The following is a 25,636-nucleotide window of genomic DNA, read 5'->3' as shown; positions in this document are numbered from 1 at the left end:
CCGCTCACCGCCCGCGAAAATCTGCTTGATGGGAAACAAACCAGGCGTAAGCGTCTTCGAGGCCGTCCTCGAGATCGATCGTCGGCTTCCAGCCCAGCGCCTGGATGCGGGTAACGTCCATCAACTTGCGAGGAGCACCATCGGGCTTGCTGTTGTCGAAGGTCAGACGGCCGGTGAAGCGGGTGACTTTGGCGACCGCCGATGCCAGGTCGTTGATGCTGCAGTCAGAGCCGGTCCCGACGTTGACGTGCGACAGCATCGGCGTAGTGCTGGCCTGGTACACCTCCCGGTCCAGTTCCATGATGTGCACGCTGGCCGCCGCCATATCGTCTACATGAAGGAATTCCCGTCGCGGGCTGCCGCTGCCCCAGATGACGACCTTATCCTCCCCGCCTTCTCGTGCGTCGTGGAAACGCCTGAGTAAACCGGGGATGACATGGCTGAAGGATGCGTGATAGTTGTCTCCGGGACCATAGAGATTCGTGGGCATCACGCTTCGGTAGTCCCGCCCGTACTGGCGATTGAAGCTCTCGCACAGTTTGATTCCGGCGATCTTGGCGATGGCGTACGGTTCGTTGGTGGCTTCGAGCGTGCCGGTCAGGAGCGCGTCTTCGGCCATCGGTTGGTGGGCAAACTTGGGATAGATGCAGGACGAGCCGAGGAATAGGAGCCTCGGAACGCCGAAGTCGTGCGCGGACTTGATGATGTTGGCCTCGATCAGGAGGTTGTCGTAGATGAAATCCGCCGGCGAGGAGTCGTTGGCTTCAATCCCGCCGACTTTCGCGGCAGCGAGATAGGCCTGATCGATGTGATTGCCCTCGAAGAAGGCCCGAACGGCTCGCTGGTCGACGAGGTCGAGTTCCGAATGACTGGCGGTCACGATGTTGACGTAACCCAACGACGTGAGTCTGCGCACGATCGCCGAGCCCACCATCCCGTTGTGTCCCGCGACGTAGACAGCAGCGCCGGTGTTGCGGTTCACCAGCTTTCCAGGGACACGAGGGAGGGAAAACCGTGACTTTTCAGGAGGGCGGTTTTCTGCGCGATCATCAGGTCGGAGGCGACCATCTCCGCGCACATCTCCCGCACGCTGATCTCCGGCAGCCAGCCCAGCTTCAGGCGCGCGCGTGTCGAGTCGCCGAGCAGAGTGTCGACTTCGGCTGGCCTGAAGTACCGGGGATCGACTCGCACGATGACGTCTCCCGGGCGAACGGCAGGGGAGAGTTCTCCGACGACGCTGTCGACGATGCCGATCTCATTCAGGCCCTCACCCTCGAATCTCAAGGTGATGCCGAGCTCGCTCGCCGACCATTCGACGAATTCGCGCACAGAATATTGGACTCCCGTGGCGATCACGAAGTCTTCCGGTGCGTCCTGCTGGAGCATCATCCATTGGAGCCGAACGTAGTCGCGTGCATGGCCCCAGTCGCGGAGAGAGTTTAGGTTTCCGAGGAACAGGCCGGACTCGAGACCCTGGGCGATGTTAGCGAGGGCCCGAGTGATTTTCCTAGTCACGAACGTCTCACCGCGACGCGGGGATTCGTGATTGAAAAGAATCCCGTTGCAGGCGTACATCCCGTAAGACTCTCGGTAATTCACGGTCATCCAGTAGGCGTACAGCTTGGCGACCGCATACGGAGAACGGGGATGGAAGGGCGTGATCTCACTCTGGGGTGTCTCCCTGACCAGTCCGTACAGTTCAGATGTCGAGGCCTGGTAGAACCTCACCCGGTCCGTCATTCCCAGCAATCGCACCGCCTCAAGCAGGCGCAGGGTGCCTAGGGCATCGATGTCAGCGGTGTATTCGGGCATTTCGAAGCTCACGGCCACATGGGATTGTGCACCCAGGTTGTAGATCTCGTCCGGCTGCACCTCCTGAATGATGCGGGTGAGGTTCGATGAGTCGGAGAGATCCCCGAAATGGAGGAAGAAGCGCGCGTTGCGCTCGTGCGGATCCTGATAAATGTGATCGATTCGCTGTGTGTTGAGCTGCGATGAGCGGCGTTTGAGTCCGTGCACCTCGTAGCCCATCGACAGGAGGAACTCGGCCAGGTAGGAGCCGTCCTGGCCGGTTACACCGGTGATGAGTGCCCGTTTCGGAATCATGGTTGTCCTATCGCTCGCTGTTGCTGAAGTCATGAACCGGTTGGTTGTCGGGCGCGTTGGTGGACATGGCCGTCAGCGCAAGGCGAAGGGCCGTGCTCGAGGTCGAGATGGTGTACGGGAAAAAGATGACTTCTACGCCCACCTCGGCGAATTGGCGCTCAAGACGGCGACCTTTCTCGGTGCCCTTCCAGTCGTCGCCTTTGAAATAGACGTCAAAGCGAAGAGAGCGCCAGGTATCCATCTTGTTGTCGGCGATTTCAGCTACCGCTTCATTGACAAAGGCGATGTGGCGAACGATCTCAAGCCTCTCGGCCAACGGCACGACGGGTAGTGAACCCTTGGTCACCAGGAGCATCTCGTCAGACATCACGCCGGCGATCAAATAGTCGCATTGGCTCTTCGCGTTTCTAAGGATGTTGAGGTGACCGATGTGGAAGAGGTCGAAAGCCCCGCCAGCGTAGCCGACTGTCCTTGTCACGGTGATTCCTCCGTTGATCGGTTTTTCGCATTCTTCATCAGTACGCACCCACCGGGCGCATGACGGTTTTGAAGGTGCGCCAGATGATGATCAGGTCACCGGCCAGCGACCAGTTCTCGACGTAGTAGAGGTCGAGCCGCACGCTGTCCTCCCAGCTCAGATTCGACCGGCCGTTGATCTGCCACATCCCCGTCAGACCCGGCTTGATATATAGACGCCGGTGCACGTGGATCTCGTAGGCTTCGACCTCCACCGGAAGCGGCGGTCGCGGGCCCACGAGGCTCATGTTCCCGACCAGGATGTTCCAGAGCTGGGGAAGCTCGTCGAGCGAGTACTTGCGGAGCACACGTCCCACCCGGGTGATGCGCGGATCATTGCGAATCTTGAAGAGCGCTCCGGATGCCTCGTTCTGATCGAGCAGGCCTGCCAGGTCGTCCTCGGCCGTCTGCACCATGGAGCGGAATTTGACCATTTGAAAGGTGCGCTCATTGCGCCCGCACCGCTCCTGGTGGAAGAGGACGGGACCCGGGGAGTCGAGCTTCACCGCAATCGCGATGGCCACCAGGAGCGGCCAGAAGACAAGGAGTGCGATCCCGGACACGCCGATGTCCAGGAAGCGTTTGAGGACGTGCTTTGTCCCCTCGAATTGTGGGATCTCAACGTGGATCAGGGGCAAGCCTTCGACCGGCCGGAAATGGATGCGCGGACCGGCGACATCCGTGAGTTGGTTGGACAGCACCAGGTCTGCGGATGTCCCCTCCAACTGCCAGCCGAGGGTGCGGATGTACTCGCTCCCCCAGCTGGGCTGGCCGGCGACGATCACGGTATCGACGGCAAGATCGGCGGCCGCGATGGCGACGTGTGCCGGGTCGGAAACCACCGGAATCGTTCGGCTTTCGGTTTTCACCGGGGACTTCGAGTCGCTCGCGAGTGCCACCCCCACCACGTAGTAGGTGGCGCCGGCATTCTCAATCTGGCCGACCACGTATTCGACGTCGGCTCGATTTCCGACCACGATGACTCGCGCGAGGTAGTGGCCGAAAAGCCTCTGGCGCAGCAACCACCGGCGCCAGAGCCAGCGTTCCAGCACAAGGCCGCACATGCCGAGGGGGAGTGCGAGCACGAAGAAGCCGCGTGCGACGTCGACCTGGAATGCCAGGAAACCGATTGCGAGGAGGCCAAACGTGATCGCGCTCGCGTTGATCACCTGTTTGTACTCGGTGGCCCCGATCCCGATGACGCGGGAGTCCCGAGTGTGGAAGACCCCCAGGGTCGCGATCCAGCTGAGCATGATGAGCAGGGCGACCAACCAGTAGTCGGCCCGATATCCGCCGACGGATGCTTGGGCACCCTCACCGCCGAACCTGACGATCAGGGCCGTCGCGACCGCGGTCGTGACGATGCCCACGTCGCTCATCAAGAGTTTCATCCGAAACTGTTTGGCCCAGACCAGGCCGGACGACTTCGCGTCGACGCTGACTGGGTTCTTCAGCGCCGGTGCCGGCACCAGGGCGAGCTTCGGCTGGGCGGTGGGAAGGCGCCCCGCGAAGGGCAGGCGCGGTTGAGGGTCCGTCACCGTCTGCTCACCCCGCCAGCAAGGGGCGGTGGAGCGCTCGGCGCTCGGCCTGGGTGGGGCCGGTGAATATTGGTCGACGAATAGGTCGACACGTCGCGGACGTCTTCACGTGAATCCTCTGCATTTCGGGTGTACAGAGCGGGATGGGATTCGCCCGGGAAAGCCTGTCTAGGGAACGAGACAACCCGACCAAACAAACAAGTGATAAATCTTCAACTGCTTGCGAGCTGACCATACCCCCGAACGCCCAAGTCGGCTCGGACCCCGAATGGGGGACGGGCGGAGCTCACTCATCTCGGTGGGTGGGCACATCGTGCGCAGGGCACCTAATGTTCCATTAGCGAGCTCGACAACCCGGACGCCATCATCGCGGCAGCGGACCACTTCGACGGGTAGCTTTTTCTCATGACATTCAACGACAACGCGAACATCGGCGGCGGCCGGGTCAGCAAAAGGGGCCGCACCGCGGGAATCGCAGTGGGCGGCGGCGTGGGTGCGATCGCCCTCTTTCTGCTCTCACAGCTCCTGGGTGTCGACCTGAGTGGCCTGGCCGGCGGCGGCACGCAGCCCGTCGACAGCGGCAGCGTGTCGAATCTGCCCGAGTGCACGACCGGCGCCCAGGCGAACGAAGACGTCGAGTGCCGGATCAAGGGCGCGGCGGCGTCCCTCGACGTATTCTGGGCTGAGGAACTGCCCGCCCGCGGAGCCGAATACCAGCGGCCGCCGGTTGCGCTGTTCACCGACAGCGTCGGAACCGGGTGCGGCGGGGCCACCAGCGCCACCGGGCCGTTCTACTGCCCGCCGGATGCGACCATCTACATCGACACCGCGTTCTTCGGCGACCTGCGCACCCGCTTTGGCTCGTCGGGCGGCCCGCTCGCCGAAATGTACGTCGTGGCGCACGAATGGGGCCACCACATCCAGAATCTCGATGGAACACTCGCGGCCTCCCAGGATGGACAGACCGGGGCCGGCTCCAACGCGGTGCGCGTCGAACTTCAGGCCGATTGTTTCGCCGGCGCCTGGGCCGGGGCCGCCTCCGACACCCGCGACACTGGCGGAGTGCCCTTCCTGAAGCCCATCACCCCGGCACAGATTCAAGATGCGCTCAGTGCGGCATCCGCAATCGGCGACGACCGCATCCAGGAGTCCATGTAGGGCCAGGTCAACCCGGAGGCCTGGACCCACGGCTCCAGCGAACAGCGCCAGCGGTGGTTCCAGACCGGCTTCGACGACGGCGCCGGTAGCTGCGACACGTTCGCGCCGGCCGACGCGGTGCTGTAGAGCGGGCGGGTCAGTTGCGCGTGAGTATGCCGTCGTGTTCGGTGTAATCTTCGCCGGTGACCGGACACACAAAGCGGTTGTCTCCCTCGGCCCGCAGGGGCAGGCCGCTGCGTCCGACCCAGCCGGTGCGCCGAGCCGGCACGCCGACCACCAGGGCGTAGTCGGGGACATTCTCGGTGACGACCGCACCGGCTGCCACCATGGCCCACCGTCCGATCGTGAGCGGGGCGATGCAGACCGCGTGGGCGCCGATCGACGCGCCGGTACGCACGGTCACCCCCACGAGGTCGCGGTCGTCGGTGGCCCTGAGCGTTCCGTCGGGATTCACGGCCCGAGGATGCGTGTCATTGGTGAAGACCGCCGCGGCGCCCACGAAAACCCCGTCCTCCAATAGGGAAGGCTCGTAGATGACCGCGTAGTCCTGGATCGTACAGTGCCGCCCAACCACGACGCCGGGTCCGATATAGGCGCCGCGGGCGAGAACGCACTCGGGGCCGAGCCGCGCGTATTCGCGCACCTGCACGAGCGGGCGGATCGTGCAACCGGGGCCGATCACGGCGCTTGGATCGATCTCGGCCGACGCCGCGACTCCCATCACGTCCCCTCGGGTGGCAGGAAAAGGGTCGGGTGCTCCGCGGGGGGGCGGAGGAATCGACGACAAAGAAGCGTATTCACGGTGATTCCCTGCAGTTCGGGTTACAGGTCGGAGAAGTGCTGCCGCGGTGGCTGCCGCGTGCGCCGCTGCCGGGAATCCTCGCACGACATCTGCGAACAATCTGACGTTTTCTCAGCGAGTCACAGCACGGAATGTACCCCCGTTTGGACGCGAGCTACTAGGACCTCTTCGGGGGGGGGGGGGGCTTGGTTCGGGAGGTGAACGCGCTGCGAGCCGGAGTCTTCCCCGGGCGGCCTACGGATACCGGGCTGCGAGGCAAAAAAAAAGAAGGCCACCCCAGTAGAAGCCTGGGAATGACCTTCAGTGGCCCCGACCGGCGTCGATCCGGTGACCTTTCGATTTTCAGTCGAACGCTCTACCAACTGAGCTACAGGGCCAGAAGTGGCTTCGAGAAGCCGCTTCAAGGAAAAAAACCCTCTCTGTCGAAAGGGCTTGTTGCCTGTGCGACCCTGACCGGACTTGAACCGGCGACCTCCGCCGTGACAGGGCGGCGCGCTAACCAACTGCGCTACAGGGCCTCGTAAGAAGATCTAACGAGAGTCGAACTTTGTCTAGCTGTTTTCGTACTTACTTATTCTTGCACATCCCAGACCTGCAGGATGCGTAGCCCCAACGGGATTCGAACCCGTGTTAACGCCGTGAAAGGGCGCCGTCCTAGGCCGCTAAACGATGGGGCCGAGACGCCATAAACCTCATGGCTTCCGACGCATAAGCATACGGTCTACCGCCCGGGAATCTCAAATCGAGAGCAAAAAGTGTTCCTTCCGGGGGTGTCGCAGGCATTGAGCCCGTGAATTTCCCAGGTTTCGCTTGACGGGCCGCTAGATTCAAGGGGGGTGTTTTTACCCTGTTGTTGTTACTCTGAGTCGGTCTCAAGCAGTAGCAGATGTGTGTAACGAGCCCGATCGGGGAGTAATGAAGCGCACGGCAGTTCTCTTCAGCCGGGAAGCACGAGCGGAAAAGGGGGGTGACGGATCCGCGGGCAGCAGGCGCCGTCGCCGCCACCGTGTCAGCCTGGCGACCGGTTTCGTCGCTGCGCTCTCCCTCTTTGTTTCCCTCATCGGTCCGGCCGGCCCGGCCCAGGCCATCGACTATCCAACGTGGCAGGACGTGCAGAACGCCAAGTCCAACACGGCCGCCGCCTCGGCGCAGGTCAGCCAGATCCAGGGTCTGATCGCCGACCTGCAGACCCAGGTGGAGCAGACCCAAGCCGAATCCGAGGCCCGCGGAGCGGAACTGCAGGCGGCGCAAGAGAAGTTCGACGAGGCCAGCCGGCGCGCCGCCGACCTCGAGGCGCAGTCCGCCGCGAGCTCCGCGGTGGCGGCGACCGCGACTCGCCAGGCCGGCCAACTTGCCGCCCAGCTCTACCGCACCGGCGGCACCGACCTGAGCGTGAACCTCTTTCTCGACGGCGAGGGGCGCGGCGAAGACGCCGATGCGCTCCTGTCCAAGCTGGGCAGCATGAGTAAGCTCGTCGAACGCAGCAGCAGCGTCTACGAGCAGGCGCAGACCGCCACCAACGTGGCCGAGTCTCTGGGTGACCAGGCCAAGGTCGCCCAAGCCGAGCGCGAGAAGCTTCGCGTCGCGGCCGAGGAAGCGCTCGTCGCTGCGCAGGCCGCCGCGCAGGCGGCCGCCAGTGCCCTAGCCGAGTCGGAGGCGAAGAGAGTCGAACTCGACGCCCAGCTGGCGTTCATGCAGGATGCGCAGGCCACTACGTCGGCCGGCTACGAGGCCGGAGTGGCCGAGCGGGCGCGACTGGCCGCCATCGAAGCGGAACGGGTGCGCGTCGAGCGCGCTGCGGCCAGCGCGCGGGCGGCCGCAGCGGCCGCAGCTGCAGCGGCCGCGAGGCCGAGCAACGGGGGAGGCTCGTCCAGCAGCTCCGGCGGCTCAGTCGGCGGCGGTGGCTGGGCGGTTCCATCCGGCGGGCGCATCACGGACGGCTACGGCCCGCGTGCGCAGATCTGCGGCAACGAGGGCTGCAGCAAGGGCTTCCACAGCGGCACGGACCTCGGCGCCGGCTGCGGCTCGGGAATCTACGCGGCCAGCAGCGGCACCGTCGTCTACGCCGGTCTCTACGGAACCTACGGCAACTTCGTTTTGATCCAGCACGCCAACGGCATCTCCACCGGGTATGCCCACATCCGCTCGGGCGGCATCTTCGTCTCCAACGGCGAGAGCGTCTCCGCGGGGGAGAACATCGCCAGCGTTGGGGAGACCGGTGCGGCCAGCGGCTGCCACCTCCACTTCGAGGTGCGCACCAACGGCAGCCAGATCAACCCGGTTCCGTTCATGTCGGACCGGGGCGCTTCCCTTGGCTAGGGACACCGACCGACGGGGGTGGCGCAAGAAGCCCTCCCGTCTGTTCGCGGCGGTCGCCCTCGGAGCTGTCTCGGCATCCGTGGGCGTCGCGGCGCCGGCGGCGTTCGCCGTGCCCGGCTACCCCAGTTGGGACGACGTGGCGAAGGCCAAGCTCAGCGAGGCCACCAAGCAGGCCGAGATCGAATCGATTACCGAGCTGCTCCAGGGCCTGCAGATCTCGGCGGCGGCGGCCACCAAAGCCTCGCTGATCGTGGCGGAGGCCTACCGGGTCGCGCTGGACGACCTCGAAGCGGCCACGGCCCGTGAAGCGAGCCTGGCGAGGCAGGCCCAGACGGCGGAGGCCCGTGCCGCGACCTCGAAGCTGCGGGCTGGCCTGATCGCAGCCCACCTGGCGAAGACCGGCGCCCAGGATCTGTCGCTGAGCCTGTTTCTCAACGGCGACAACTCCGATGAGTTGCTTGGACGGCTCGGCACCGCGAGCAAGCTGAGTGAGCAGTCGGACACGATCTACCGCGAAGCACTGCAGGATAAGAACACCTCCGAGTCGCTCGGGAAGCAGGCGGCATCCGCTGCCGAGGAACGCACCCGGCTCAGCGCGGAATCGCTGGCCAGGTACGAGGCGGCGAATGTGGCCGCGCAGGCCGCCGAGACGGCCTACGAGACCGAGCAGCGGCGCTCCACTGAGCTGTTCGCGCAGCTGGCCCTGTTGAAGGACACCACGGCCGAGGCCGAACGCGCCTACCAAGCCGGTCAAGATGCCGAGGCGGCGACGGCGGCCCTCGCCCGGGCGCAGGCGGCGGCCGCCCAAAAGACCGCAGCCGACGCCCAGAAGGCCGCGGGCGGCAAGAGCACGCCCCGGCAGCCGGCGGCCCAGCCCGCGCCCCAGCCCGCAGCACAGCAGCCCGCTTCACGGCCGGTCACCCCGGCCCAGGCGGCCCAGCCCGCTGCCGCGGCAGCTCCTGCGGCTCCGGCCCCGGCAGCTCCTGCGGCTCCTGCGACTCCGGCCCCGGCGGCTCCGACCACCGCGGCCCGGGCCCCGAGCGCCGGAGCGGTCGACACGGCGCTGTCATTCGCCACCCAGCAGCTCGGCGACCGCTACGTGCTCGGCGGCTCCGGGCCGAACGTCTGGGACTGCTCGGGGCTGACCAAGGCCGCCTACGCGGCGGCGGGCATCTACATTGGCTCGCACTCGGCCACCAACCAGTACCGCACCATGGCCAACGAGGGTCGCCTGGTGCCCTTCAATCAAGCTCAGCGCGGCGACCTCGTATTCTGGGGCGGTGGTGGCGACTACTACCATGTGGCTATCTACGTGGGCGGCGGCAAAATCCTCGAGGCCCCGAACCCGTCCTCGCCCGTGCGCATCCACGGCATCTGGTCTGCGGGCGACGTGGCTCCCTACGTGGGACGACCCGGCTGACCGGCGAAACGGATCACCGGGTTGTCGGGTGCGCGGGCATCCGGGGCGTGTCTGCGAATTCGTGTCACCACACCACGATGGCGCTCAGGACAGCTCCGCCCCGGTAAGTGAGGGCGGGTTTGTCGTGGCGAGTGGCAAGTCCGCGCCACAGCTTGCGGGTGTGGCAACCCGGCGTCGCCGCTCGAGGAGCGCGGGGACGAACGAGGCGGCAGCACGTGTGGGGTCGCCACTTCATGGGTTGCAGCAGTCGCACCATTCTGGGGCTGCCAGTGCGTGATTTCGTGGTGGTCGGATCTGGTGAGTCCACCGGCCGCAACCGTGGATATCGGCTGTGATGGCCTGGGTTGCCGATCCGCAGAAGGAGCAGGGCAGGCCGTGTTCGACGTCGACGTGGCCAAACCCGGGCGCCCGGGAGGCCGGACACTCGGTTGAGAGACGCTGGGCCATTTTCTCGCACAGTGCTCGGATGGCTGCGGCGCGGGATGGTGCCTTGTGGGCGCGGTAGTCCGGAAGTATCGCAACGGATTGGTGCTGTTTCAGAAGTGCTTCAGCGGTGTCGCCGAGGATCTCGAATTGGGTGATGCTTTTGTGGGTGACCGTGTGGTTCTTCTGTGTGCCGTGCAGGATCACGCCCTGGTCCAGGAAGCCGATAGCCGACGCGAACGTGATGGCTTCGCTGGCGCTAACGATGTGTCGTCTTCCGGCCACTGGCGAGGTGCTGACGCTGCCTTCGGCAATCTCCGGGCCCAAGGTGGTTCACGTCCCGCCGGGCGACTGCATCCCGGCGGGCACGCGGGCCCGGTGTGGCTGGACATCGGCGGGATGATCTCCGGTCTGCGCGTGATCTCGGCCCGGGACGAGTCCCGGCAGCCCGCCCTCACTCACGCCCGCCCTCACGGCAGTACGAGTCACGGGTCGACTCTGCCGACAATCCTCACCGGACTGAAGGAGACGCGTCCTAGTGGCCCTCTTCCGCCAGTTTCGTGAGGCCGTCGCGCACGATCTGGTCGGCCTCCGCGGCGTCGCCCCAGCCCTCGGTCTTGACCCATTTGCCGGGTTCGAGGTCCTTGTAGTGCTCGAAGAAGTGCTCGATCTCCTTGCGGGTGTACTCCGGGATGTCGGTGACGTCCTGGATATAGTCCCAGCGCGGGTCGCCCGCGGGAACCGCGATGACCTTTGCGTCTGAGCCGCCGTCATCCGTCATATTGAACACGCCGACCGGGCGAACCGACAGGCCGACCCCTGGGAAAAGGGGAAACTCGATCAGGACCAGGACGTCGACCGGGTCGCCGTCGAGTCCCAGGGTGTTCTCGAAGAAGCCGTAGTCGGTCGGGTACACGAAGCTCGTGTAGAGAACCCGGTCCAGGTACACCCGCCCGGTCTCATGATCGACTTCGTACTTGTTGCGGCTCCCGCGAGGGATTTCGATTACTGCGTCGTATGCGGCCATGGCCTGGTCTCTCCCTTGTTCACAGTCTGTCGATAACGTTACTGGATGGAGTCCCCACGCCGCCCGAGGCTCACCCCGGCGATCGCCGATGTGCGCCGCCATGTACGCACCCTGCTCACCGAGGCCGGCCCGGCCCGCGGCGGCGGCCTGGTGCTGGTCGGCCTCAGCGGGGGAGCCGACTCGCTCGCCCTGGCCGCAGCCACCGCTTTCGAGGCGCCGCGCGCGGGCCTGCGCGCCGGGGCGGTCATCGTCGACCACGCCCTGCAGGCCGGCTCGGCCGGCGTCGCGGCGGCCGCGGCCGGGCAGGCGCGGGAACTCGGCCTCGACCCGGTTCTCGTTCTTCGGGTGACGGTCGACCACGGCACGGATGCCGGCGGTCCGGAGGCCTCCGCCCGCACCGCTCGGTACGCGGCCTTCGACCAGGCGCGGCGGGAGACCGGCGCGAGCCACATCCTCCTCGGGCACACACTCGACGATCAGGCCGAGACCGTGCTACTCGGCCTTGCCCGGGGATCGGGCCCCACAAGCCTGCAGGGAATGAAGCCGGTCGGCGGGCCGATTCTGCGGCCGCTGCTGGGCATCCGTCGCGCCCGGACCCGGCAATTCTGCGTGGATGCCGGCCTGCACCCCTGGCAGGACCCGCACAACGACGACCCCCGCTTCCAGCGGGTGCGGGTACGCCAGACCGTGCTGCCCGTACTCGAGCGGGAGCTGGGGCCCGGCGTGGCCGAAGCACTCGTGCGCACGGCCGGGCAGCTGCGCGAGGACTCGAGCGCGCTCGACGACATGGCCCGTGGTCTCAGCGAGCAGCTGAGCGAACCGCTCAGCGACTCTGCCGACGGCGCCGGAATCCGGCTGGACGCGAGCCGGCTCGAGACGAATCCGCCCGCGGTGCGCCAGCGGATCATCCGATTCTCGGTCGAACGGGAGTTCGGGGTGTCCCTGGAACGCGTGCACACGCTGGCCGTGCTGCGCCTGGTCACCGACTGGCACGGGCAGAAGCCGCTTGACCTGCCAGGCGTTAGGGTTATACGGCAGGACGGCTGGCTGATATTGACCGCGCCTGGACACGCCCCGAGTAAAGGACCCTCCCGCTCCCATGGAACCCCGCGACATTGAAGGCGACCTCACCGAGATTCTGATCGAGGAGGAGCAGATCCGCACCCGGCTCGCAGAGCTGTGCCGCCTGATTGAGGCGGACTATGCCGGCAGGGACCTGTTGCTGGTCGGCGTGCTCAAAGGAGCGGTCATGGTCATGGCCGATCTGGCGCGCGAACTCGTGCACCCGATCACGATGGACTGGATGGCGGTCAGCTCCTACGGGTCCGGCACGCAGTCCAGCGGCGTCGTGCGCATCCTGAAGGACCTCGACACCGACCTGCACGGCCGCAACGTGCTCATCGTCGAGGACATCATCGACTCCGGTCTGACGCTCTCGTGGCTGCTGTCCAACCTGAAGTCTCGCGGACCGGAATCCGTTGAAATCTGCGCCCTGCTGCGCAAGCCGGATGCCGCTCGCGTCGACATCGACGTGAAATACCTCGGTTTCGACATCCCGAACCAGTTTGTCGTGGGCTACGGTCTCGACTTCGACGAACGCTACCGCAACCTGCGCTCGGTGGGCGTTCTCGCCCCGCACATCTACAGCTGAGCCTGGTAGCGCTTTGGGCGAACACACGGTCTTCGTCCAGCGCGGTCACGGTAGCCTGTCACCACGATGAACGTCAAGAAGCTACTGCGCGGGCCGCTCCTCTACATTCTCCTGGCGATTGTTGCTGTGTGGGTAGGGTCGAGTCTCATTACCATGTCGGGATTCAAAGAGATTCCGACCCAACAGGGACTGGAGTTCCTGAAAGACGGGAAGGTCTCCGAGGCCACGATCGTCGACGGCGAGCAGCGGGTCGACCTCACCCTGACCAAGGCGGATAAAGACCTCGGTAGCGAGGTCCAGTTCTACTACGTCGCCCCGCGCGGCGAAGAGGTCATCACGGCCGTCACCACTGCCAATCCGGCCGACGGCTTCACCGACGAGGTGCCGAAGTCCAGCTGGATCTTGTCGCTGCTCGGCATCATGCTGCCCCTGCTCCTGATCGGCGCGTTCTTCTGGTTCATGCTCGCCGGCATGCAGGGCGGCGGCAACAAGGTGATGCAGTTTGGCAAGTCGAAGGCCAAGCTGGTATCCAAGGAGAGCCCCCAGGTGACGTTCGCGGATGTCGCGGGCGCCGACGAGGCCATCGAGGAGCTCGAGGAGATCAAGGATTTCCTCAAGGAGCCGGCGAAGTTCCAGGCCGTCGGGGCACGCATCCCCAAGGGCGTTCTGCTCTACGGCCCTCCCGGAACCGGTAAGACCCTCCTCGCCCGGGCCGTCGCCGGCGAGGCCAACGTGCCGTTCTACGCGATCTCGGGCTCCGACTTCGTGGAAATGTTCGTCGGCGTCGGCGCGAGCCGCGTGCGCGACCTGTTCCAGCAGGCCAAGGAAAACGCCCCGGCCATCATCTTCATCGATGAGATCGACGCCGTTGGCCGTCACCGCGGCGCCGGCATGGGCGGCGGGCACGACGAGCGCGAGCAGACCCTCAACCAGCTGCTGGTCGAGATGGACGGCTTCGACGTCAAGGCGAACGTCATTCTCATCGCGGCCACCAACCGGCCCGACATCCTCGACCCTGCGCTGCTACGCCCCGGTCGCTTCGACCGTCAGATCGGCGTGGACGCACCCGACATGCTCGGTCGCAAGCGCATCCTGGAGGTGCACTCCAAGGGCAAGCCGATGGCTCCCGGCGTCGACCTCGAGGTGCTGGCGCGCAAGACGCCCGGCTTCACCGGCGCCGATTTGGCCAACGTTCTCAACGAGGCCGCGCTGCTCACCGCGCGTTCCAACGCGCAGCTGATCGACAACCGCGCCCTCGACGAGGCAGTCGACCGCGTGATGGCCGGTCCGCAGCGCCGCAGCCGTGTCATGCGTGACAAAGAGAAGCTGATCACCGCGTACCACGAGGGCGGCCACGCGCTCGTGGCGACCGCAATGCGCAACACCGACCCGGTCACCAAGATCACGATCCTGCCCCGCGGCCGCGCCCTCGGCTACACGATGGTTATGCCGGTCGAAGACCGCTACTCCGTCACCCGCAACGAACTACTCGACCAGCTCGCCTACGCAATGGGCGGTCGGGTGGCCGAGGAGATCATCTTCCACGACCCGACCACCGGCGCCTCGAACGACATCGAGAAGGCCACCTCGACCGCGCGCAAGATGGTCACCGAGTTCGGCATGAGCTCGGCTGTCGGCCCGCTCAAGCTCGGGCAGGGTTCCGGTGAGGTTTTCCTCGGCCGCGACATGGGCCACCAGCGGGACTACTCCGAGCGGGTCGCCGAAAGCGTCGACGCCGAAGTGCGCCAGCTGCTTGAAGACGCGCACGACGAGGCTTACCAGGTGCTGATCACGAACCGGGCCATCCTCGATGAACTGGCCGCCGAGCTGCTCGAGCACGAGACGCTCGACCAGCACGCGCTGTCCGGGCTCTTCACGGGCGTCGTCAAGCTGCCCCCGCGGCCGCAGTGGCTGTCCAGTGACAAGCGTCCGGTCTCCGACCTGCCGCCCATCGCGATGCCGACCCCCAAGGCCCTCATCGAGAGCGGAGTCGCCGATGGCAGTACCGCTGGCGAGACCGCCGCGCGCACTCCGGCGCGCACGCCGGCCCGTACCCCTCGTCCTGCCACCGCGTAGGCCCCCGGGTGGCAGTGGACAGGGTTCGGATCGAAGCCGCGGTCGCCGAGATCCTCGCCGCAATCGGTGAAGATCCCGCCCGTCCGGGCCTCAGGGCGACCCCTCGCCGGGTGGCCGAATCCTACGGTGAGCTCTTCGCCGGGCTGGCGGTGGACCCGGTCGACCACCTGCGTGACACGATCCCGGTGGGCCCGCACACGGGTGAACTGGTGCTCCTGCGCGACATCGCCTTCCGCTCCGTCTGCGAACATCACCTGCTGCCCTTCCTCGGCATCGCCCACCTTGCCTACGTGCCGAACGAACGGGTCGTGGGTCTGGGCAAGCTGCCGGCTGTCGTCGACACGATCGCCGCCCGGCCCCAGATGCAGGAACGCCTCACCGAGGAGATCGCCGAGGCGCTCCAAATCGGGCTCGCACCGCTCGGCGTACTGGTCGTGCTCGACGCCGTGCACGGCTGCGTGACCGCCCGCGGTTCGCGCCAGACCGCCAGCTCGACCGTCACGATGGCCAGCCGCGGGTCCCTCGCCGAACCCGTGAAGCGCGCCGAGATCATGGCCCTGATCGGCTCCGGCCGGTGACCCGGCCGCGCACCCTGATCATGGGGGTGCTCAACGTCACACCGGATTCCTTCAGCGACGGCGGCCGGTGGGCATCGACGGATGCCGCGATCATCCACGCCCTCGACCTGCAGTCCCAGGGAGCCGACCTGATCGACGTGGGCGGCGAGTCCACGCGCCCCGGCGCCGGCCGGGTCGCGCCCGCCGAAGAGCAGTCCCGGGTGATCCCGGTGATCAGCGAACTCGCCCGGCAGGGGCTTTCGATCAGTGTCGACACCCTCAATTCGAGCACCGCGGCCGCCGCGGCCGCCGCCGGGGCGCAGATCATCAACGACGTCTCCGGCGGCCTGGCGGACCCGCTGATGGCATCCCTCGCCGCACGCAGCGGGCTGACCTACGTCGCCATGCACTGGCGGGCGCATGCCCCGAAGATGGACGACCTCGCTGTCTATGGCGACGTCGTCGCCGAGGTGCGGGCCGAGCTGGTTGCGCGGGTCGACATGCTCACCGCGGCTGGCCTGCCGCCGGAGAAGATCGTGCTCGACCCGGGGCTCGGCTTCTCGAAGCTGCCCGAGCACAACTGGCGTTTGCTGGCCCACCTGGACGCCTTCGCCGACCTGGGGTTCCCGGTCATGGTCGGTGCCTCTCGCAAGCGGTTCCTCGCCGGGGTGCTCCCGGCCGACGCGGGCGTGCTGGAACGCGATCTGCCGACCGCCGTGGTCAGCGTGCTGGCCGCGCAGGCCGGCGCCTGGGCGGTGCGCGTGCACGACGTCGCGGCGACGCGAACGGCGCTGAATGTGCTGGCACTGGCGGATTCCGCCAGAATGGGACCATGAGAAGCGACTCCATCACGCTCACCGGCCTGCGGGTCAACGCGCACCACGGCGTCTACGACTTCGAGCGGGAAAACGGACAGGACTTCGTCATCGACGTAACGGTTTGGCTCGACCTGCGGCGTGCCGCCGCGAGCGACGATGTGACGCAGACCATCCACTACGGCGAGCTCGCCGTGGAAGTGACGGATGCTGCCCGGCACAACCCGGTCGACCTGATCGAAACCGTCGCCGAGCGCATCGCCGTTGCGGTGCTGGCGCACGACGCCGCCGACACGGTGCAGGTGACGGTGCACAAACCACAGGCACCGATCTCCGTACCGTTCACGGATGTCGCGGTGCAGATCGTGCGGACGCGCGCATGACCGACGCGACCCCGGCGCTGCTCGCCCTGGGCAGCAATCTCGGCGACCGCATGGCCACCCTCACCGCGGCGATCGACGCGCTGGAGCAGGTGCCCGGGCTCGAGCTGACCGGCGTCTCCCCGGTCTACGAGTCCGCCGCGGTGAAGGTCGGCGGCGTCGACGACGAGGCACCGCGCTATCTGAACCTGGTGGTCGGCATCCGTTACACCGGGCACCCGCACACCCTGCTCGACGCGGTGAACGCCATCGAGAACGACCACGGTCGGGTGCGGGTCGAACGCTGGGGCGACCGTACCCTCGACATCGATATCATCGTCTTCGGAACGGCCTCGCTGCACGACGAGCGCCTGACCATCCCGCACCAGCGGGCCGCCGAGCGCGACTTCGTGCTGGCCCCGTGGTTGGACCTCGACCCGGCCGCAGTGCTGCCGGGCCGCGGCCCGGTGCGCGCGCTGCTCGGCGCGATCAACACCACCGTGCAGCGGTACCCCGCACTGCCGTCCGCGGGCGGCAACCGGTGAAACGTACGCAGCCGTCGGCGCTGATCGCCCTGGGTCTGGCCGGCCTGGTCGTCGTGTTCCTGCTCGAGCTGGCCGCCGCGGCCGGCGGCTCGGCGATGTTCCTGCCCCCGGCCACCCTGCCGATCGCGTTGATCGCGATCGGGATCGGCGTCCTGGCGCTGGCCTGGCCGATCCGTCAGGCCATTCGCGGCACGGTGCGGAAACACGTCAACCCGTTCCTGGCCATCCGGGTGGCGCTGCTGGCGAAGGCGTCGGCGCTGAGCGGGGCGCTGCTTCTCGGCGGCGGACTGGGAATCGTGCTCTACATCCTGACCCGCTCGGTCGTGCCGGCGGTAACATCGTTATGGCCTGCAATCGGGACGGCGGTAGGCGCCGGGATCCTTCTGACCCTGGGGCTCGTGGCCGAGCACTTCTGCACGCTTCCCCCCGATGACGACGATCAAGAGCAGGGAGAAGTGCGTGCCTGACGCGGCTGTAGGACTGGACCTCCCCGACGTGGAGGAGTGGAAGCGCGTCTCCCCGCGTTATGTGGTGGTGGAGACGGTCGGCACGATCGTCTTCGGACTGGTGCTCACGGCCATGGCCGCGGCGGTGTGGCTGCTTCTCGACGTGCAGTGGGCGCTCTACGTGATCGGCGCGATCGTGTTGATCACCGGGGCCAGTGTCGCCTTCGAACCGCGCCGGGTGCGGGCCATCGGCTATCAACTGCGACGCGACGACCTGCTCTTCCGCCGGGGCATCATGTTCACCCGGTTCGTGTCCGTCCCTTACGGGCGGATGCAGCTGGTCGATATCACGCGCGGCCCGATCGCGCGCTGGCTGGGTCTGGCCGACCTCAAATTCGTGACCGCGGCGGCCTCGTCGGGGGTGCTCATCCCGGGGCTCGCCGAGGCCGACGCGGAGAGCCTGCGCGACCGGCTCGTGGAGCTGGCCGAGAGTCGCCGGGCCGGGCTGTGACCACGCTCGCCGACGGGGAATGGCACCGGCTGCATCCGGCCAGCCCACTGCTGCGCGGCGGCATCTTCATCGTCGCCGTGCTCGGCTTCATCATCGCCAACCTCCGCGAGCGGCTGATCGACGTCTTCTTCGGGGTGCCGAGATACGGCGGCGACCCGATCGACGCGATCCTCGAGCGCGGCGTCGTCGGCTGGGCGCTGCTCGCGGTCGCGGTCGTGCTTGTGCTGGTCCTGGCGGTCTTCTACCTGTCCTGGCGCATGCACACCTTCCGGGTCACCGGGGAGGTCGTCGAGGTGCGTAGCGGAATGCTCTTCCGCAGCAACCGCCGGGCCCGCCTCGACCGCATCCAGGGTGTCAACATCGTGCGCCCGTTCATCCCTCGCCTGATCGGCGCCGCGAAGCTCGAAGTCAGCGTGGCCGGTCAGGACGCCAATGTGCAACTGGCCTACCTGGGTTCGACCCTGGCCGACCAGCTGCGACGGGACATCCTTCGCCTCGCGTCCGGACTGCGGCAGCAGGCCGTTCCCGCCCCGGATGCCGCGCTGGCCCAGACCTCCCGTCTCGGTCTCGCTCCCGCGTCACCCCTCTCTCCCGCGACCGCCGCCGCCGACCGGGCCCGGGATCTCTTCGCGCCCGAGCTGGACCCCGACGCCGCCCCGCCGGAATCGGTGGTGCGGATTCCGCCCGGGCGGCTGATCGGATCCGTCGTGTTCAGCGGCTTCACGGTTTTCGTCGTGCTCGCCGGAATCGCCCTGATCGTCGGCGTGACCGCCGGCGGCAGCGACTGGCTGCTCGTAGCCTTCATCCCCACCCTGATCGCCAGCGTCAGCTTCTATTTCACCAGGGTCATCAAGTCGCTGCGCTACAGCATCGCCGGCACCCCCGACGGCGTGCGGATCGGCTTCGGGCTGCTCACTACTAGCAACGAGACCCTGCCGCCGGGCCGGGTCCACGCGATCGGCGTCTCGCAGCCGTTGCTCTGGCGCCCGTTCGGCTGGTGGCAGGTGCGCATCAACACGGCCGGCCACTCCAGCACCCAGGGTGCCGCCGGCGAGGCCAACACCACAACCCTCCCGGTGGGCACGCTCGCCGACGTCGCCCGGGTGCTCGAATTGATCCTGCCCGGGTTCGACTCGGCGGAGCAGCAGGCCCTGATCGAACGGGGCCTCCGCTCGAAGGGCGGCGACGACGGCTTCACGAACGCGCCGCGCCGGGCGGCCTGGCTGCATCCGTTCTCCTGGCGCCGCACCGGCTACACCGTCGTGGGCGGCATCGCTCTGCTCCGGCGCGGCGTGATCTCGCGGGAGCTGGTGCTGGTGCCGCTGGCCCGGTTGCAGAGCGTCGCCATCTCGCAGGGCCCCGTGACCCGGATGCTGCGCCTCGCCTCCGCCCGGCTGCACACCGTCGCCGGGCCGGTCTCCGCCTACCTCGGGGTGGTGGCCGCCGCAGAGGCCCTGGTTTTCTTCGACCGGATCGCCTCCGGGGCCATCTCGTCGGCCCAGTCCGACACCAGCCACCACTGGAACCAGCCGATCCAGGACCAGCCGACCGCGGCCCAACCCACCTGGAAGCAACCGAACGGAGTCATCGAATGACGCCGCGTCCCGGACGCCTCGGAATCGGCATCATCGGTGCCGGCCGGGTCGGCCCCATCCTCGGCGCCGCCCTCGCCGGCGCGGGCCACGCGATCGTCGGGATCTCCGCCATCTCGCAGTCCAGCCGCGACCGGGCCGAGGCGATTCTTCCGGGCGCGCCCATCCTCACCGTTCCCGAGATCGTCGAGCGCAGCGAACTGGTCATCATCGCCGTGCCCGACGCCCAGCTCGAGAGCCTCGTCAGCGGGCTCGCGGCCGCCGGAACCTGGCAGGCCGGCCAGCTTGTGTTGCACACCTCGGCCCGGTATGGCACCTCGGTGCTGGCCCCGGCGCTGGCCGGTGGCGCAATCCCGCTGGCCATCCACCCGGCCATGAGCTTCACCGGCACCAGCATCGACCTGGCCCGCCTCGCCGACAGCTACTTCGCGGTGACGGCGCCTACGCCAGTGCTGCCGATCGGGCAGGCGCTGGTCGTGGAGATGGGCGGCGAGCCCGTGATCGTCGCGGAGGCCGACCGGGCTGCCTATGCCGAGGCCGTTGACACCGCCACGGCGTTCTCCACCTCGATCGTGGAGCAGGCCACCGGGCTGCTGGCCGGCATCGGCATCGAGCACCCCGGAGCGGTGATCGCGCCGCTGATGCGGTCCGCCATGGAGAACGCGCTGGCCCGAACCAGCCCCGACCGTCTCGACCTCTCCCAGCTCGACACGCTGGACGCGCTCGACACCCGCGACCAGGACGGTTTCGACGAATGACACAACCGCAACACACCGGAGGACGAGTGAACGTGCTCACCAAACCAGCAGTCATCGGCAGCATCGAGGAACTGCGGAGCCGCCTGACCGACGCGCAGAGCCGCATCGAGAGCGCGCGCGCCGGGCGCGGCGAGGCCGGGCTCGGGCGACCACGCATCGTGCTGGTCCCGACCATGGGGGCCCTGCACGCCGGGCACCTGACCCTGGTTCGCCGGGCCCGCAGCCTCGGCGACATCGTCGTGGTGTCGATCTTCGTCAACCCGCTGCAATTCGGGGTCGGGGAAGATCTCGGCAGCTACCCGCGCATGCTCGAGGCCGATGTCGCGGCTCTGGCCGCGGAGGGCGTGCCGTTCGTATTCGCGCCAACCAGCCAGCTGATGTACCCGGACGGCGCCGCTTCCACCCGGGTTGTCGCCGGCGCGGTCGGCAGCCTCTTCGAGGGCGCTGCGCGCCCCGGGCATTTCGACGGCATGCTGACGGTGGTTGCGAAGCTGTTCAACATCGTCGGCCCCGACGTGGCCGTGTTCGGCCAGAAAGACGCGCAGCAGGTCTTCCTGGTCGAACGGATGCTGGCCGACCTCAACTTCCGCACCCGCATCGAGGTCGTCCCGATCGTGCGCGAAGACGGCGGCCTCGCCCTCTCCAGCCGCAACCGCGCGCTCGAACCGGCGCAGCGCGCCGCCGCCCGGGCGCTGTCCGCGGGGCTCGAGGCCGCAGCATCCGTCGCCGCCCAGGGGGTCGGCGCCGCACTGCAGGCCGCCCACGCGCGGATCGACGTGCAGCCGCTGCTTAAACTGGACTATCTCGTTGTCGTCGACCCGCGGACCTTCCTTCCGGTCGGGGGCGAGCATCACGGCCCGGCCCGCATGCTGGTCGCCGCGCTGGTCGGTCACACCCGGCTGATCGACAACGTGGCCCTGGACCTTCCCTAGGCCGCACCACCCGCACGACCGTCACCAGCCAGACCCTCACCAGCCCGACCTTTCATCAACACGTCGTCACATCAATGAGCACGCGCGGGAGCGCCGGGCATCGCCCGGCCGCCACCTGCCACGGAGAACCGCATGAGCGAGCAGAACCCAGCACCGACCGAGGCCGAAATCGTGGCCGCCGCAGCGGCGGAGGCCGAGACCAACGAGCAGAAGGTCGTGCGCCTGGCCAAGCGTGACCGGTTGAACGCCGCCGCGACCAGTCCCGCCGGCGGCGCCTACCCGGTGTCCGTGCCCGTCACCGACACGATCCCCGCCGTGCGTGCGCAGTTCGGCGACCTCGAAGCGGATGCCGTCACCGGCGTCATCGTCGGCCTCGCCGGCCGCGTCGTGCACCTGCGCAATACCGGCAAGCTCTGTTTCGCGAGCCTGCAGTCCGGGGACGGCAGCCGCATCCAGGCCATGATCTCCCTGGGGGCGGTGGGGGAGGAATCCCTCGCCGATTGGAAAGACCTCGTCGACCTCGGCGACCACCTCTTCGTCTCCGGCGAGGTCATCTCCTCCCGCCGCGGCGAGCTCTCCGTCATGGCGTCGGAGTGGCAGGTCGCCGCCAAGGCGCTGCTGCCGCTGCCGAACCTGCACACCGCGCTCAGCGAAGAGACCCGCGTGCGCAGTCGGTACCTCGACCTGATCATTCGCGAGCAGGCCCGCCGCAGCGTGATCCAGCGCTCGCAGACCGTCGCTAGCCTGCGCCGCACCTTCACGGAGCTGGGCTTCATCGAGATTGAGACGCCGATGCTGCAGGTCATGCACGGTGGCGCATCCGCTCGCCCGTTCACGACCCACAGCAATGCGTTCGACACCGACCTCTTCCTGCGGATCGCGCCGGAGCTGTTCCTCAAGCGCGCCGTGGTCGGCGGCATCGACCGGGTCTACGAGATCAACCGCAACTTCCGCAACGAGGGCGCCGACTCCACCCACTCGCCGGAGTTCGCGATGCTGGAGGCCTACGAGGCTTACGGCGACTACAACTCGATCGCCGACCTCACCCAGAAACTGATTCAGGATGCCGCGTTCGCCATCGCCGGCTCGCACGTGGTGACCTGGGCCGACGGCACCGAATTCGACCTGGGCGGCGACTGGGACCGCATCGGCATGTACGACAGCCTGTCCGCGGCCGTGGGCTACGTGATCTCGCCGGCCACCCCGCTCGCCGACTTGAAGGTGCTCGCCGACACGGAGGGGCTCGATATCGACCACCCCATCCACGGCAAGTACGTCGAGGAGCTGTGGGAGCACTTCGTGAAGGGCGGCCTGACCCGCCCCACGTTCGTGCTGGACTTCCCGATCGACACCAGCCCGCTCGTGCGCGGCCACCGCGGTGTGGCCGGGGTAGTCGAGAAGTGGGACCTGTACGTGCGCGGCTTCGAGCTGGCCACCGGCTACTCCGAGCTCGTCGACCCGGTCGTGCAGCGTGAGCGCTTCGTCGAACAGGCGCGCCTCGCCGCCGGCGGCGACCCCGAGGCCATGCGCCTCGACGAGGAATTCCTGCGGGCCCTCGAGCACGGGATGCCGCCGACCGGCGGCATGGGCATGGGCATCGACCGTTTGCTGATGGCGCTGTCCGGGCTGGGAATCCGGGAGACCATCCTGTTCCCACTGGTGAAATGATCATCCGATGAGGTCGAATCCGCCTCGCGAGCCTGTGCCCGGCGAGCCTGTGCCCGGCCAACCGATCCCGCGCGTCCGTCGTCGTCCGTCCCTGCTCGAAATCTCGATCTGGGTCGGCGTCGGGGGAACCGGGATCTACGCAATCGGAACCGGTATCGCAGGGCTGCTGAACACGTAAACGCCGCGCGCCTGCCCGCCGTTTTCCCGTATCGTTGGAGACATCATGGATAACTTCTGGGTCAGCGCTTTCTGGGCGCTCCTGCCCACCGTCGCCGTCGGGCTGATCTTTTGGATCGTGATGCGTTCCATCGTGCGGGCGGACCGCACGGAGCGTAAGGTCTACGCCCGGATCGAGGCGGAAGAGCGCGCCAAGCTCGGGCTCGATAAACCGGTTACGTAGCACCGAATGTTCGGCATCGACATCTCGACCATCATCCTCGTGATCGCCCTGGTGGTCGATTTCTCCATTCGCGTGGTGGCAATCGTCGTCGTTCCTCGCAACCGTCGGCCGACATCGGGCATGGCTTGGCTGCTAACGATCTTCTTCCTGCCCTTCATCGGCGCCTTACTCTTCCTGCTCATCGGCTACCGAACCCTGCCGAAAAAGCGACTGGAAATGCAGGAGGAGATCAACCAGTTCATCCTCGACAGCACCGAGGGAATCGATCAGGTGCGTCGCGATCATCCGTGGCCGCTCTGGCTCGACTCGGTCGTCGAACTCAACCGCAATCTGGGGGCGATGCCGCTGGTCGGCGGCAACGAGGCCCGCCTGCTCGGCGACTATGAGGGCACGTTCGCCGAGATGGTCACGGACATCGATCGGGCCCTCAATTTCGTGCACGTCGAGTTCTACATTCTTTCCCTGGATCCGACCACGGCACCATTCTTCGACGCCCTCGAAAACGCCGTCAAGCGCGGCGTGACCGTGCGCGTGTTGATGGATCATATCCAGTCGATGCGCAAGCTCGGCTACCGCGAGACGCTGCGCCGGCTCACCGACTCCGGCGTGAAGTGGGAGCTCCTGCTGCCGCTGCAGCCGCTCAAGGGAAAGTGGCAACGGCCGGATCTGCGCAACCACCGTAAGGTGCTGATCATCGACGGCACGGTCGGTTACATGGGGTCGCAGAACGTCATCGACCGCACGTACAACATGCCGGGGAACATCCGTCGCGGCCTGAAGTGGAAAGACCTGATGACGCGGGTCGAGGGACCGATCGTGTCGGGTCTCAACGCGATTTTCATCACCGACTGGTACAGCGAGACCAACGACCTTCTGACCCGGGACATCCAGCCGGTGTCAACCGAGGTTGTGCCGCACTCCCTGGACTGCCAGGTCGTGCCCAGCGGACCCGGCTTCGAGGGCGAGAACAACCTGCGTCTGTTCCTCGCTCTGCTCTACTATGCACAGGAGCGCATCATCATCACGAGCCCGTACTTCGTGCCAGACGAGTCGATCATGTACGCCATCACGACGGCCACTCAGCGCGGGCTGCGGGTGGAGCTGTTCGTTTCCGAGGTCGGCGACCAGGCCCTCGTCTACCACGCGCAGCGCTCCTACTATGAGGAGCTGCTTCGGGCGGGCGTGAAGATCTACCTGTACAAGGCTCCCTACGTGCTGCACGCCAAGCATTTCACGATCGACGACGAGGTGGCCGTGATCGGGTCGAGCAACATGGACATGCGCTCGTTCAGCCTCAACTTCGAGGTATCGATGATGGTGCGCGGACGCTCCTTCGTGCAGCAGTTGCGGGCGGTGGAAGACGGCTACCGGGAGGACAGCCGTGAACTCACCCTGGCGGAATGGATGAAGCAGCCGCTGCGCTCCACGGTGCTCGACAATCTCGCCCGGCTGACCTCCGCGGTGCAGTAGCGGCGTCCGGCTCGGCTCCGAGCCCCGGCACCTCGCCTCACCCAATTCGGCGGTGGTCGAGGGGGCACTCCCTCGACGATGCGCGACGTGCCCAACAGGCGTTCACGAGCCGGAGACCGCACGACCAGGAGCTCGGTTCGGTGGTGAACCAATTCGACGGAGATTTTGGGAAAGAGGGAGGTTTTTCGAGCTAACCTAACCGCTTTTGCCAAAATCTCCGTCGAATTCGTTCGGGGGCGCGGGTGAAACGTGTTTTTGGCCGGTGCCCGTGCAGAGGCGTGTGTGCATAGTACGCTTGCGCTCATTCTCGCCACGTTCATGTTCTTGCTCACGGTGCTGCGGAGCATCCGTTCTGACGGCGTGATTGCTCTGGTTTTCTTCCTGGCTCACCTGGCGACGCAGAGCCGGGTCGAGGTGATCGCACAAATCTTTCTCCCGCACAGGGGCTTTATGCCGGTCGACTTGGCTGGTTCCGAACCCGGGGCGCGCGGTTCGAAAGCGCCGTCTCCGGGTACCTGCTGGACATCGTCGCCACGGCCGCCTGTGC

24 protein-coding genes, 3 tRNA genes and 1 pseudogene are annotated in these 25,636 nt (G+C 66.9%); 18 read left to right on the top strand and 10 right to left on the bottom strand.

The annotated features are described in order from the left end of the window. Window positions 1-4: 4 nt before the first annotated feature. The 4 genes from E3O54_RS13470 to E3O54_RS13455 are packed head-to-tail and all read right to left on the bottom strand — an operon-like array spanning window position 5 to window position 4,160. Entirely contained in the window at window positions 5-982 is a 978-nt protein-coding gene (locus E3O54_RS13470) for a GDP-L-fucose synthase (protein ID WP_104102488.1), read from the bottom strand. Then, a complete protein-coding gene (gene gmd / locus E3O54_RS13465) occupies window positions 979-2,103 on the bottom strand; it encodes a GDP-mannose 4,6-dehydratase (protein ID WP_241976914.1) in 1,125 nt (374 codons plus the stop codon). The genes E3O54_RS13470 and gmd overlap by 4 nt, the downstream gene beginning before the upstream one ends. Before the next feature lie 10 nt (window positions 2,104-2,113). Further along, window positions 2,114-2,584 carry an adenylyltransferase/cytidyltransferase family protein gene (locus E3O54_RS13460; protein ID WP_104102482.1) on the bottom strand — a complete coding sequence of 157 codons (471 nt, stop codon included), beginning with the start codon at window positions 2,582-2,584 and terminating at the stop codon, window positions 2,114-2,116. Window positions 2,585-2,621: 37 nt separating this feature from the next. After that, window positions 2,622-4,160: a sugar transferase gene (locus tag E3O54_RS13455; RefSeq protein WP_233191492.1), complete on the bottom strand. Its 1,539-nt coding sequence runs from the start codon at window positions 4,158-4,160 to the stop codon at window positions 2,622-2,624. A gap of 405 nt (window positions 4,161-4,565) precedes the next feature. Between E3O54_RS13455 and E3O54_RS13450 the strand changes: the two are divergent. Continuing rightward, window positions 4,566-5,444, top strand: a pseudogene (locus tag E3O54_RS13450) (neutral zinc metallopeptidase). 10 nt (window positions 5,445-5,454) lie between these two features. Here E3O54_RS13450 and E3O54_RS13445 read toward each other — a convergent pair. The 4 genes from E3O54_RS13445 to E3O54_RS13430 form a co-directional block, all read right to left on the bottom strand. After that, window positions 5,455-6,039 carry an acyltransferase gene (locus tag E3O54_RS13445; RefSeq protein WP_104102715.1) on the bottom strand — a complete coding sequence of 195 codons (585 nt, stop codon included), beginning with the start codon at window positions 6,037-6,039 and terminating at the stop codon, window positions 5,455-5,457. 385 nt (window positions 6,040-6,424) lie between these two features. Next, window positions 6,425-6,497: transfer RNA gene (locus E3O54_RS13440), tRNA-Phe, on the bottom strand. A gap of 67 nt (window positions 6,498-6,564) precedes the next feature. Beyond that, window positions 6,565-6,638: transfer RNA gene (locus E3O54_RS13435), tRNA-Asp, on the bottom strand. 86 nt (window positions 6,639-6,724) lie between these two features. After that, a tRNA-Glu gene (locus E3O54_RS13430) sits at window positions 6,725-6,797 on the bottom strand. 238 nt (window positions 6,798-7,035) lie between these two features. Here E3O54_RS13430 and E3O54_RS13425 point away from each other — a divergent pair. Both E3O54_RS13425 and E3O54_RS17225 read left to right on the top strand, forming a co-directional pair. Further along, window positions 7,036-8,439 carry a M23 family metallopeptidase gene (locus tag E3O54_RS13425; RefSeq protein WP_134401789.1) on the top strand — a complete coding sequence of 468 codons (1,404 nt, stop codon included), beginning with the start codon at window positions 7,036-7,038 and terminating at the stop codon, window positions 8,437-8,439. After that, the gene (locus tag E3O54_RS17225; RefSeq protein WP_134372741.1) at window positions 8,432-9,859 is read left to right on the top strand and encodes an NlpC/P60 family protein; all 1,428 of its coding nucleotides are present in this window, start codon (window positions 8,432-8,434) and stop codon (window positions 9,857-9,859) included. The genes E3O54_RS13425 and E3O54_RS17225 overlap by 8 nt, the downstream gene beginning before the upstream one ends. A 231-nt stretch (window positions 9,860-10,090) precedes the next feature. On the opposite strand, the gene E3O54_RS13410 is transcribed toward E3O54_RS17225, so the two are convergent. Both E3O54_RS13410 and E3O54_RS13405 read right to left on the bottom strand, forming a co-directional pair. Then, the gene (locus E3O54_RS13410; RefSeq protein WP_134342633.1) at window positions 10,091-10,609 is read right to left on the bottom strand and encodes a DUF6671 family protein; all 519 of its coding nucleotides are present in this window, start codon (window positions 10,607-10,609) and stop codon (window positions 10,091-10,093) included. A gap of 208 nt (window positions 10,610-10,817) precedes the next feature. Next, window positions 10,818-11,309: an inorganic diphosphatase gene (locus tag E3O54_RS13405; RefSeq protein ID WP_104102469.1), complete on the bottom strand. Its 492-nt coding sequence runs from the start codon at window positions 11,307-11,309 to the stop codon at window positions 10,818-10,820. 45 nt (window positions 11,310-11,354) lie between these two features. Here E3O54_RS13405 and tilS point away from each other — a divergent pair, with 45 nt between their 5' ends. From tilS to cls, 15 genes are all read left to right on the top strand, one after another. Continuing rightward, a complete protein-coding gene (gene tilS / locus E3O54_RS13400) occupies window positions 11,355-12,428 on the top strand; it encodes a tRNA lysidine(34) synthetase TilS (protein WP_104102466.1) in 1,074 nt (357 codons plus the stop codon). Further along, window positions 12,409-12,960 (top strand): hypoxanthine phosphoribosyltransferase, encoded by a 552-nt coding sequence (gene hpt, locus E3O54_RS13395; RefSeq protein WP_134401788.1) that lies wholly within the window; start codon window positions 12,409-12,411, stop codon window positions 12,958-12,960. Before tilS ends, hpt begins: the two co-directional genes overlap by 20 nt. Window positions 12,961-13,026: 66 nt before the next feature. Continuing rightward, window positions 13,027-15,036 (top strand): ATP-dependent zinc metalloprotease FtsH, encoded by a 2,010-nt coding sequence (gene ftsH / locus E3O54_RS13390; protein ID WP_134401787.1) that lies wholly within the window; start codon window positions 13,027-13,029, stop codon window positions 15,034-15,036. A gap of 8 nt (window positions 15,037-15,044) precedes the next feature. After that, complete coding sequence (gene folE / locus E3O54_RS13385) at window positions 15,045-15,614, top strand: GTP cyclohydrolase I FolE (RefSeq protein ID WP_134343455.1); 570 nt, start codon at window positions 15,045-15,047, stop codon at window positions 15,612-15,614. Further along, window positions 15,611-16,429: a dihydropteroate synthase gene (gene folP, locus E3O54_RS13380; RefSeq protein WP_370247924.1), complete on the top strand. Its 819-nt coding sequence runs from the start codon at window positions 15,611-15,613 to the stop codon at window positions 16,427-16,429. The genes folE and folP overlap by 4 nt, the downstream gene beginning before the upstream one ends. Then, complete coding sequence (gene folB, locus E3O54_RS13375; RefSeq protein WP_104102455.1) at window positions 16,426-16,791, top strand: dihydroneopterin aldolase; 366 nt, start codon at window positions 16,426-16,428, stop codon at window positions 16,789-16,791. Before folP ends, folB begins: the two co-directional genes overlap by 4 nt. Beyond that, complete coding sequence (gene folK, locus E3O54_RS13370) at window positions 16,788-17,312, top strand: 2-amino-4-hydroxy-6-hydroxymethyldihydropteridine diphosphokinase (protein ID WP_104102453.1); 525 nt, start codon at window positions 16,788-16,790, stop codon at window positions 17,310-17,312. Before folB ends, folK begins: the two co-directional genes overlap by 4 nt. Continuing rightward, the gene (locus E3O54_RS13365; RefSeq protein ID WP_104102450.1) at window positions 17,309-17,779 is read left to right on the top strand and encodes a DUF3180 domain-containing protein; all 471 of its coding nucleotides are present in this window, start codon (window positions 17,309-17,311) and stop codon (window positions 17,777-17,779) included. Before folK ends, E3O54_RS13365 begins: the two co-directional genes overlap by 4 nt. Continuing rightward, window positions 17,742-18,269, top strand: coding sequence for a PH domain-containing protein (locus tag E3O54_RS13360; RefSeq protein ID WP_104102447.1), 528 nt, complete (start codon window positions 17,742-17,744; stop codon window positions 18,267-18,269). The genes E3O54_RS13365 and E3O54_RS13360 overlap by 38 nt, the downstream gene beginning before the upstream one ends. Beyond that, window positions 18,266-19,864: a PH domain-containing protein gene (locus E3O54_RS13355; RefSeq protein WP_134401786.1), complete on the top strand. Its 1,599-nt coding sequence runs from the start codon at window positions 18,266-18,268 to the stop codon at window positions 19,862-19,864. Before E3O54_RS13360 ends, E3O54_RS13355 begins: the two co-directional genes overlap by 4 nt. Then, entirely contained in the window at window positions 19,861-20,619 is a 759-nt protein-coding gene (locus E3O54_RS13350) for a Rossmann-like and DUF2520 domain-containing protein (protein WP_134401785.1), read from the top strand. The genes E3O54_RS13355 and E3O54_RS13350 overlap by 4 nt, the downstream gene beginning before the upstream one ends. A 32-nt stretch (window positions 20,620-20,651) precedes the next feature. After that, on the top strand, window positions 20,652-21,551 hold the full coding sequence (panC, locus tag E3O54_RS13345) for a pantoate--beta-alanine ligase (RefSeq protein WP_241976902.1): 900 nt from the start codon (window positions 20,652-20,654) through the stop codon (window positions 21,549-21,551). 132 nt (window positions 21,552-21,683) lie between these two features. Next, window positions 21,684-23,219 (top strand): lysine--tRNA ligase, encoded by a 1,536-nt coding sequence (gene lysS, locus E3O54_RS13340; RefSeq protein ID WP_104102437.1) that lies wholly within the window; start codon window positions 21,684-21,686, stop codon window positions 23,217-23,219. Between the two features lie 223 nt (window positions 23,220-23,442). After that, window positions 23,443-23,619, top strand: coding sequence for a hypothetical protein (locus E3O54_RS16425; RefSeq protein WP_166784554.1), 177 nt, complete (start codon window positions 23,443-23,445; stop codon window positions 23,617-23,619). A 6-nt stretch (window positions 23,620-23,625) separates the two neighbouring features. Continuing rightward, window positions 23,626-25,089: a cardiolipin synthase gene (gene cls / locus E3O54_RS13335; protein WP_104102434.1), complete on the top strand. Its 1,464-nt coding sequence runs from the start codon at window positions 23,626-23,628 to the stop codon at window positions 25,087-25,089. Window positions 25,090-25,636 lie beyond the last annotated feature (547 nt).

This window comes from Cryobacterium sp. TMT2-4 (assembly GCF_004402575.1).
In the GTDB taxonomy this organism is placed as follows: Bacteria; Actinomycetota; Actinomycetes; order Actinomycetales; family Microbacteriaceae; genus Cryobacterium; species Cryobacterium sandaracinum.
This window is presented reverse-complemented; position numbering and strand designations above follow the sequence as displayed.